Source organism: Erwinia sp. S43, from assembly GCF_016624745.1.
Lineage (GTDB): Bacteria > Pseudomonadota > Gammaproteobacteria > Enterobacterales > Enterobacteriaceae > Erwinia > Erwinia coffeiphila.
Genome location: NZ_JACVTX010000051.1, coordinates 1 through 8,666, shown reverse-complemented (window position 1 = coordinate 8,666; position 8,666 = coordinate 1). Strand labels below are relative to the sequence as shown.

Here is an 8,666-nt window from a genome sequence, read left to right as displayed (position 1 = left end):
AACCCGCTGCAGAGACGCTCGCCCTGAATCTGATTTATTCAACAAAGCCGCCGAGAGACCTGACGGCGGCGGCAATGATATCCCGCGAGTCTCTGCTCGGGAACGGCAGGTTCTCGCTGGCCATGTTCCCGTAATAAGGCTCGTTCACGGCAAACGGCGACGTTTTCACAAAGACTGCGATATGCCTGCAGTACTGATGCTCGCTCCGCAGCTTTTCTGCCGCACGCTCCGCGTACTGGCAGACAGCCTGGTGCATCGCGTCATAGTCCGTGATGCGTTCACCAAAACTCCGGCTGCAGACTATCTGCTGTTTGGGAGGCGGGGCTTCTTCCAGGGAAATACAGCTTTCTCCGTTGAGTTCCCGGACAGTTCTCTCCAGTACCACGTTGAAGTTTTTCCTGATGAAAGCTGGATTCGCGCGCGCAAGCTGCAGTGCTGTGGTGATCCCCATTGTGTTCAGCTTTTTAGTGATCCGGCGCCCGACACCCCATATTTCTTCCACCGGCTGCAGTGAAAGCAGTTTCTCTGTCCGGCGGGGATTACCCCGCGTGAGTGCGAGTACACCACCAAACTGCGGCCACTCTTTGGATGCCCACTGCGCTGATTTAGCCAGCGTTTTGGTGGGACCCATCCCGACACCGATGGTAAGCGCGGTGTGGCGATGGACATGCTCACGCAGCTGACGCCCAAAATCCTCAAAGGCGATGCAGTTGTCGATACCGGCGACGTCGAGGAACATTTCGTCAATGCTGTACTGTTCCACGCGTGGCGAAAGGTCCTCAAGGCAGCGCATGACGCGTTCTGACATGCTGTGGTTTATGTGGAATGGAAAAACCACGAAAATTTTTCGGCGCGCAATTTAAGACTATAGTTTGTTCATAAAAGAACTAGGCTGTGTTTCGTCACGGGCTCCGCAGGTCCCTCACAGCGGCGCCGTTTGTGCAGCTCGCTGCAGAATGACGATTCCGGTTACTGCTTACCCCAGGGACATCTTATAAGCTAGTACAGCCCTGATAAACCGGATGCTTTACAAGCCATAAGCCTGTCAGGGCTCTAATTCCAGAGACATATCCATACAGCGTAAGTCTGTCTGAGCAAGCTTGGATGGGCAGCTGTTTTCCCGGATTAATACAAAGCCATGTTGTTCATAAAATGTCTGTGCATTGGGGGTTGAAGACAGGGTGAGTTCTTTCAGTCCCCGTTGCAACGCTTCGTGTTTAATCGTTTCAATAATCAGGCTGGCCCAGCCCTGTCCGAAATAGTCTGGTAATGTAAAAACCGCTTCGACGCTTCCACATGAGAGATCCAGATACCCTGTTGCAACCAAGCCCACATCAGGTAAATCAACCACAAAGAAAGGGTTTTCCTCTATTACTGTACGGTAATTTTCAGGCATATTTTCAGGCGTCCATGCGTCAAGCACGGTGGAGCTGTAGCTTGGCTTACATCCCTCCCGTATAGCGAGATTCCTCACATTCCAGCATTCCTCTGCCTCATGAGGTAAAGCGAGTCGGATTTTCATTCTTCTTCCTTTTTTCTTTAACTATGTGTGAATGTTTATCACGTCAGAGGTGCCATAACGCGCCGGAAATTCACTTTGTGACATGGGTGATATGACAGCAATAATATCATTGATATACCGTGTTTTACTGTTTCTGCAATGACTGCCCTGCCATATCAGCGGTGGAGTAGAAATCACCGTAAAGCTGGCATGCCGAGCTGGCGACATCCGGTTCAAGGCATAATGTCACATCGGCAGCAAACCCACGCATCCTCAGTTCTCTCGCTGATGAACATTCATTAAGTAAGCTGAGGTCTGTTTTCTGGTGAAACGTCCAGGCTGCTACAGCCGCCTGCGCTTCAGGTGAACAATTTTCCCGGCCTGTGGCTGAGATAATTGCCCCCGCCGCCAAGTAATCCTCAACCGCCGGTCGCAGGCTTCCGTCCGGCCATCTTTCCCCACAGGGAATAACCAGAATACGGTCGTAGTGCCTGCAGGCTGTTGCAGTTGCTGTCATATTTCTGAAACAACCACTGAAGACGGCACTGCCCGCATCTCTTGCCCTGAATGACACGGATGAGCCATTGGGTGAAGGCAGTAAGAGGCTTTCACCCCGCCTGATATGTTGCAGTGATTTCGGGGAAAGGCTGTAACCTTCCCCGGTAAACCTTCTGTCAGAACTGGCGGTAGATATCCCTTTAGTAGCCGCATATTCCAGCGCGGAGCGATCTTTCCAGGGAAAAGGATATATTCGCGCGCCGTTGTCAACCGCCAGACTGACACAGGTTGAAAATGACATGACATCAACCACGATCACGCAGTCTGCCTCTGCGGCTAGATAATCAACGGCAGAAATACCCCATTCGAGCCGGACTTCAGACTGGCCCTGACTGAACCACTCCCTCATGACACTTTCCTCCTGTTTAAAGAAACCTGAATGAGCATTTTGCCTGCCGAAAAACGCTGTCCCTGTATCCACTGAGTTAAACCTGCAGCATCAGATCCAGATTACGTACGGCGGCACCTGCAGCCCCCTTGCCCAGGTTAACTCACCTCATCCGGCGCAGTCTCAGGACTGCGCTATGGCGTGAGCTGGGGCTGGTCTATCGCACGCATCCTCCTGAATGCGGAACTGCGCAGCTTCTCTCCGCCCTGAAAGCGGTATGATCCCCCTTGAAATCAATGAATCACCCATTCCGGGAAAGAAACCGGGTCGCGATATTATTCTTCAGCCTTCTGAATATTTTTCTGGCGTAACGCGATGCCATGTCAGCCATACACCGCACGTCGCCTGTATTCATCAGCCGGCCCCGCTGATTTTCATTAAATTCCATTTAATCACCCCAACCACCGGTTAAGCCGGTTCACTCCACAGCTATGCCAAAAACGCGCCACAGGGCCGTTTTGCCCTCAGCAGTCACGCTCACCTCGCGGTAACCCGGCGTACGCAGGATCCAGCCTTTCTGAAGTAACAGTGTCATTAACGCATGGCCGGCGTCTCCGCCCAGATGAAAGCGCCTTTCGCTCCAGTCAAGACAGGGACAGCAGGAACGGCGCCTCGGGTGCGGATCGACCACGGCTCCCAGAGCCTGAAACTGCGTTTTCCCCAACGTGGTAAGAGCTAAACCATCCGCTGAAAGCCACCCCTCCGTCATCATGAAATCGTACATTTTTACTGCCATCTCACCGGCCAGGTGATCAAAACAGGTACGGGCATAACGGAGGCGTGACGGAGTTTTAGATCTGAACCGGGACGGCGCATGCATGGATACGCCCATCAGATTTTCCAGTAACCCCGCAACGTGCAGGCCTGCCAGGCTGTAATAGCGGTGCCTGCCCTGCGTGAGACAGATAACCAGTCCGCTGCTGAGAAGGCGTGAAAGGTGTCCGCTGGCCGTGGATGCGGCAATGCCGGCGACTGCGCTGAGTTCGGTTGCGGTCCAGGCACGTCCGTCCATTAAGGCGCAGAGAATACTGACCCGTGAGGGATCAGAGATTGCCGCAGCAACAATGGACATGGATTTTTCAGGGGCGGACTCAGAAAACCCGCTCTGCGCTAATTTATTAAGACTCATTCCGGAGAGGCTGCCCATTTTTTTGTGACTTCCGCTGCCCGGACATTGTCATCCGTAAGCAGAATCAGCTGGTTACTGTGGTCGCTGTATTGTACCAGTATATTGATACCGCTCCGGGCAATGGCACCGGTAATTTCACCCAGCTCACCGGGGCGCTCCTGAGGTAACCTGCGGATGAGCGGGCAGCAAACACCTCTGACGTCATAGCCCGCATCAGTGAGCACCATGCGAGCCTTTTCACCATCCCCAACAAGAAAATGCGCATGACCGGCATCCGGCGTGGTAAAAACACCGCCGCCCTCAAGACCAACGCCATTTTTACCGAGGGTGCTCCCGAGTGAAGCCAGTGCGCCAGGCGTATTTTTCAGAACGACATAGATGTCATACATGCTGATACTGTCCTTTTTCAAATGAGTAATCACGGAATACACGCGCCACACGTATTCTGAAAAATGAAAAGACTGAATCTTTCCCTTCCTGTTGAGCAACCTGATGCATCAGGTTCTGCTTCCAGACGGCAATTGCGTCTTCGTCTTCCCACCAGGAAAGGGAAAGATATTTTCCTCTTGTTGTGAGGCTCTCAAATCGCTCAATGGAAATAAAACCGCGAACATCGGCTAATAAAGGCTTTAAGTCAGCCGCGAGCTGGAAATACCTTTGCTGTGCTTCGGGAAATGCTTCTGCTTCAAACAGTGCGGCTATCATGTGTCATTCCTGTAAGTGACGATTTTGATAGCGTAGCGTCCGTTAAAAGTTGATGATTCGGTATCCGCCGAAATATCAGTGTTTTTTTCCTGGTCTCCTGCACAGGCACCACATTCTGAATACGCCAGATCACTCGCGGCGTGGCCAGTCAATAATGTATTTGAGTGTCCATCGCCAGCACGGCATGCCGGAGGAATGCATCTCGCGCAGGAGTCCGGCTATCACCAGCCCGGCGATTTTGCTGCTGCATCCGCTTACGCCGGCAATGTCCATCAGCGGCCTGATAATGTCAGGAGCAGGCTTCATCCGCAACATACCTGCACGGCTATGAGCGCTGTCCAGCGCCGCCCGTTCAGCGGGCGTCAGTGACGTCTTAAGCCGGTATGCAGTTATGTCGAAGGGACGCCAGCTGCTTTCAATGGGTTTGTGCAGGCTCATGTTATTTCTCCGTACTGAAAATAAGGTTCGCCATCCTGATATCTGCCGTTTCAATCGCGCCAGCCATCCTGGCGGCAAGGTCCCGGCCAGACAGGTGGATATAAATCTGCGTTGTGGTCAGGTCGCGGTGTCCCACATAGGTGGCAAGCTCGTGCAGCTTCCAACCCGCGCGGGCCAGATGCGTCAGCCGCAGGTGCCGGAAGGTATGGGTTGATATGTCCGGCATCCCGGACTCCAGTGCCCATCTCCGGACCGTTTTGCTCCAGGTCCAGAATGAAAGCGGCGCGCCAGGATTCCGGTCGGACGCGGAACGGAACAGGGCACCGCGGCAGATTCCGGTTCGCTTCATCTGCACAAGATGAGCCGCCAGCACGGGTGCAACGGCCGGGCTGTAGCAGACCATCCGTTCACGCCGGCTCTTGGTGGTTTCTGCCCGGATGCGGATAAGACGGTGCGCGAAATCGAAGTCTTCGATACTGAGCGAGGTCACTTCAGACCGTCGCAGCGCGCCGTAGTAGGTTAATGCCAGCATCAGGCGATCGCGGAGCGGAGAAGCGGCGGCATGATAAAGAAAAGACTGCCACTGTGCATCGTCAGGAATACGCGGCAGCTTTACGACGCGGGGAACCAGTCCCCGGCCGGAATGCAGCATGCCGGGCGTGCGAGATCGGGGCAGCGGATTGACCGAGCAGAGGTCCAGATACATGAGAAAGTCATACCAGAGGCGGATTGCCGACAGGCGAAGCTGGAGCGTGGCGCTGGCCGCAGGAAAAGGCATGCCGGGCAGCTGAGGGCTGATGTACGCGGCCAGGTCTTCAAACCGGGCCTTTTCAGGTTCAACTCTGTGCTGGCTACAGAACGAAAGATAATGGCGCAGGGCACTGCGGTAATCCGGTCAGTATGCTGTCCTGTACTGATGCTGATGCTGATGCTGACTGGATTCGTCTTTCTGTTGTTCCTGTTCTTCCTGTTTTGCATGTTGAGATGAACGGGCAGGGGAATGAGACCCCGGGCGTCCGGGCGGGCTGTCATGCTCCTCACCGGGCCAGCTTCGCTGTCACGGCCCGGCCCTGCGGCAGGCCGCCGGGCAGCGGGTGTCCATCCCTGACGCAGGGGCAGGCTTGCTGCCTCCGCAGGCGGAGTCGCCGCCCTTTTACGCGCAGTGGCCTGCGCTCACCGCATCCCGGTAAAAAGCACCGGGACGTGAGGACGGAGCGCGTACCGCGTCCGGGGCTGCGTCCTGCTCACCCTCCGGTGGCTGATGTCCCTGTGGTATTTCCGTCGCAGGGTAGTGCGCCACACCGGCTCGCTTGCTGACAAGGCTGAAATGCACGCCTCCGGCGGCCCTGACAGCGCTCCCCGGCACGGCTTCTCCCCCTTCTGCGACGGCGAATACTCACAGAAACATCATTTAACCCACAGAAGGAGAAGCAGCATGACTCAGCAGAACATCAAAGGCGCGACAACGAAGCCTACAGAATCATCAGATTTTAAAACCGAAGGGCCGGAATACCGTGCCACGTATTCCCCTGATGATAACAAGTTACGTCTGTACGCGGATTCACGTCTCGATGAGGAAACTTACTCGCTCGTGAAAAACGCAGGCTTTAAATACGCGCCCAAACAGGGGCTGTTTGTGGCTCCGATGTGGACACCGTCCCGCGAGGATTTACTGCTGGAGCTGGCTGGCGAAATCGAAGATGAAGATCAGTCTTTGTTTGAACGCCAGGAAGAACGCGCGGAGCGTTTCGAAGTTTACAGCGTCAAACGCGCTGCGGAATCTGAGCGGGAACTCACCGCAGTGGATAAACTTGCCTCCGCCATTCCTTTCGGTCAGCCGATCCTGGTGGGCCACCACAGCGAACGCCGCGCACGTAAGCACGCACAGCGTATCGAAAACGGCATGCGCAGGGCGGTTAACCTGTTTGAAACCTCCGAATACTGGGAACGCCGTGCAGAGGCATCTTTGCGCCTCGCAACGTATAAAGAGCGCCCGGATGTGCGTTATCGCCGTATCAAAAAAATTGAGGCCGATTTGCGCAAATCAGAACGGCATATTGAAAACGCCCGTCTGTTTATCAAACTCTGGTCATGTGAAACCCTCGACCGGAATATGGCGCTGAAAATCGCCGACCGCGATCATGTTTATGCCCGCTTCAGCCTGGAAAAATTTCCGCGCCCTGCTGATAAAAGCCAGAATGAAGGCCAGATGTCCGTATGGTCAGCCCTGACGGATGAAATCATTAACGCTGAACAGGCACGTGAAATCTGCGTCCGCGTCCATCAGCGGACAATCGACTGGCAAAACCGCTGGGCCGGTCATTACCGTAATCGCCTGATGTATGAACGCGCCATGCTGGACGAAACCGGCAGCCTGCTGGCGTCCGGTGTTGACATGGTTCCGGGCGGTAAAGTCCTGAGCCGGGGTGAATGGCTGACCATCATCCGCGTCAACCGCAGCGGGGGAGAAATCAGCTCCGTGGTGACAAATGAATACGCATTCATGGGCCGCAAAGGGATAACCACTGAAAGGAGAACCAGCATGAACACACACAACGTCAACACCGCCGCTTCTGAATCTTCCAAAACATGGGTGGAAAATCAAAACAATCAGAACCTGCTTTCTTCATTGTTTATCCGCGATGATGCGGGTAATTACGCTATGGCATCCCATTCGCAGATCCTTTCAGAAGCAGCAAAAGTTATCGATCTTCGCTATCCGTCGGGTACAGCATTCACAAAGAATGAGGTGGCTGAAGAGTTTTTCAGGGCCAAACTGGCGGGGAGCGAGCGTGAAGTCTTTGCCGTGGCATTCCTCAACAACCAGAACGAGTTAATCGCATATCGCGAACTCTTCCTCGGCAGCATCAACACAACCTGTATTTATCCACGCGAAGTGATGCGTGCTGCTATGACGTTTAACGCGGCAGCCCTGATCCTTGCTCACAATCACCCGTCTTTTTATCAGGAAGTTTCCAGGCAGGATATTGAGGTTACGCGAAAGATTGTTGATGTGATGAATGCGGTTGATGTGAGGGTACTGGATCATATCATCGTCGCCGGTAACACCTGCGTATCGATGGCCTCCCGGGGGCTGATGTAATCTTTCCGCCGGGTTATCAGCGCTGCCGGGTCGATACCTGGTAGCTTTAACCGGGCGGGCGTACTATAATTATACGTAATTTCGTATGTTCGGGTATGTAATGAGAAAAAAACTCAGCTTCATCGATACCAGTCTGGATGATCTTCGCGCCTTTCCTCACGATATGCGTACAGAGATGGGGTATCAGCTGGAAAGGGTGCAGCAGGGAATGGACCCTGATGACTGGAAACCATTTACCACCGTTGGTGCTGGCGTGCGGGAAATCCGGGTAAAAGACCAGGATGGGATCTACCGCGCGATGTATGTTGCGAAGTTTGAAGAAGCTGTGTATGTCCTCCACTGTTTCCAGAAAAAATCACAGGCGACCAGTCAGCATGATGTGCAACTGGCCAGAAAACGTTTTAAGGAACTGACGCGGGAGCGGGATAAATGAAAACTCACGATTTCGAAAACGTATGGGATGCGATCAGTGATACCCACGAAGAAGCGGAAAATATGAAAATCCGCTCTCAGCTGATGACCATCATTAATGCCTGGATTGCCCGCCACGGGTTGAGCCAGGAGGAAGCCGCCAGAGCGCTCGGTGTGACTCAGCCGCGTATTTCAGAGCTGGCACGGGGCAAAATCGCCCTTTTCAGCGTAGACAGACTGATCACTATGCTGGCTAATGCGGGTCTGCATATCGTTAATATTGAGATCAGTGAAGCTGCGGCCGCCTGATCAGGTGTCTGCTCCGTGCGTGAAATCCGGTACGGAGCGGGCAAAGCAGCGGGCCTGCGGCCCGGGGGTGAACAGTGCTGACGCACTGTTATTCCCCCTTCGCCTGCGCTTCTTCTTCCTCTCT

The 8,666-nt window shown here is 54.1% G+C and carries 9 protein-coding genes and 3 pseudogenes; 4 read left to right on the top strand and 8 right to left on the bottom strand.

Translation table 11 applies throughout. The features are described 5' to 3' along the window. Window positions 1-52: 52 nt before the first annotated feature. The 8 genes and pseudogenes from umuC to IBT47_RS26585 all read right to left on the bottom strand — a co-directional run. Window positions 53-814, bottom strand: a pseudogene (gene umuC / locus IBT47_RS26620) (translesion error-prone DNA polymerase V subunit UmuC); the annotation flags it as partial. Window positions 815-1,045: 231 nt separating this feature from the next. Then, window positions 1,046-1,522, bottom strand: a complete 477-nt coding sequence (locus IBT47_RS26615; protein ID WP_200564230.1) for a GNAT family N-acetyltransferase — start codon at window positions 1,520-1,522, stop codon at window positions 1,046-1,048. Window positions 1,523-1,646: 124 nt separating this feature from the next. After that, entirely contained in the window at window positions 1,647-2,408 is a 762-nt protein-coding gene (locus IBT47_RS26610) for a 2-phosphosulfolactate phosphatase (protein ID WP_200564237.1), read from the bottom strand. Window positions 2,409-2,865: 457 nt separating this feature from the next. Next, the gene (locus IBT47_RS26605; RefSeq protein WP_234472135.1) at window positions 2,866-3,576 is read right to left on the bottom strand and encodes a helix-turn-helix transcriptional regulator; all 711 of its coding nucleotides are present in this window, start codon (window positions 3,574-3,576) and stop codon (window positions 2,866-2,868) included. Next, window positions 3,573-3,965 carry an amino acid-binding protein gene (locus IBT47_RS26600; RefSeq protein ID WP_200564228.1) on the bottom strand — a complete coding sequence of 131 codons (393 nt, stop codon included), beginning with the start codon at window positions 3,963-3,965 and terminating at the stop codon, window positions 3,573-3,575. Before IBT47_RS26600 ends, IBT47_RS26605 begins: the two co-directional genes overlap by 4 nt. Further along, window positions 3,958-4,281: an antibiotic biosynthesis monooxygenase gene (locus tag IBT47_RS26595; RefSeq protein ID WP_200564226.1), complete on the bottom strand. Its 324-nt coding sequence runs from the start codon at window positions 4,279-4,281 to the stop codon at window positions 3,958-3,960. Before IBT47_RS26595 ends, IBT47_RS26600 begins: the two co-directional genes overlap by 8 nt. A gap of 129 nt (window positions 4,282-4,410) precedes the next feature. Further along, entirely contained in the window at window positions 4,411-4,719 is a 309-nt protein-coding gene (locus IBT47_RS26590) for a hypothetical protein (protein WP_234472133.1), read from the bottom strand. Window position 4,720: 1 nt separating this feature from the next. Next, window positions 4,721-5,608: pseudogene (locus tag IBT47_RS26585) on the bottom strand (tyrosine-type recombinase/integrase); the annotation flags it as partial. A 546-nt stretch (window positions 5,609-6,154) separates the two neighbouring features. Here IBT47_RS26585 and IBT47_RS26580 point away from each other — a divergent pair. The 4 genes and pseudogenes from IBT47_RS26580 to IBT47_RS26565 form a co-directional block, all read left to right on the top strand. Further along, window positions 6,155-7,300 (top strand): annotated as a pseudogene (locus IBT47_RS26580) (DUF3560 domain-containing protein); the annotation flags it as partial. Window positions 7,301-7,381: 81 nt separating this feature from the next. Continuing rightward, window positions 7,382-7,822 (top strand): RadC family protein, encoded by a 441-nt coding sequence (locus tag IBT47_RS26575; protein ID WP_234472134.1) that lies wholly within the window; start codon window positions 7,382-7,384, stop codon window positions 7,820-7,822. 100 nt (window positions 7,823-7,922) lie between these two features. Continuing rightward, window positions 7,923-8,255, top strand: a complete 333-nt coding sequence (locus IBT47_RS26570) for a type II toxin-antitoxin system RelE/ParE family toxin (protein ID WP_200564224.1) — start codon at window positions 7,923-7,925, stop codon at window positions 8,253-8,255. Further along, a complete protein-coding gene (locus tag IBT47_RS26565) occupies window positions 8,252-8,542 on the top strand; it encodes a helix-turn-helix domain-containing protein (RefSeq protein ID WP_200564222.1) in 291 nt (96 codons plus the stop codon). Before IBT47_RS26570 ends, IBT47_RS26565 begins: the two co-directional genes overlap by 4 nt. The last annotated feature ends 124 nt before the right edge of the window (window positions 8,543-8,666 follow it).

Coding starts and splice junctions, on each gene's coding strand:
- IBT47_RS26615 (WP_200564230.1), bottom strand. CDS start 1,522: ATGAAAATCCGACTCGCTTTACCTCATGAGGCAGAGGAATGCTGGAAT.
- IBT47_RS26610 (WP_200564237.1), bottom strand. CDS start 2,408: ATGAGGGAGTGGTTCAGTCAGGGCCAGTCTGAAGTCCGGCTCGAATGG.
- IBT47_RS26605 (WP_234472135.1), bottom strand. CDS start 3,576: ATGAGTCTTAATAAATTAGCGCAGAGCGGGTTTTCTGAGTCCGCCCCT.
- IBT47_RS26600 (WP_200564228.1), bottom strand. CDS start 3,965: ATGTATGACATCTATGTCGTTCTGAAAAATACGCCTGGCGCACTGGCT.
- IBT47_RS26595 (WP_200564226.1), bottom strand. CDS start 4,281: ATGATAGCCGCACTGTTTGAAGCAGAAGCATTTCCCGAAGCACAGCAA.
- IBT47_RS26590 (WP_234472133.1), bottom strand. CDS start 4,719: ATGAGCCTGCACAAACCCATTGAAAGCAGCTGGCGTCCCTTCGACATA.
- IBT47_RS26575 (WP_234472134.1), top strand. CDS start 7,382: ATGGCATCCCATTCGCAGATCCTTTCAGAAGCAGCAAAAGTTATCGAT.
- IBT47_RS26570 (WP_200564224.1), top strand. CDS start 7,923: ATGAGAAAAAAACTCAGCTTCATCGATACCAGTCTGGATGATCTTCGC.
- IBT47_RS26565 (WP_200564222.1), top strand. CDS start 8,252: ATGAAAACTCACGATTTCGAAAACGTATGGGATGCGATCAGTGATACC.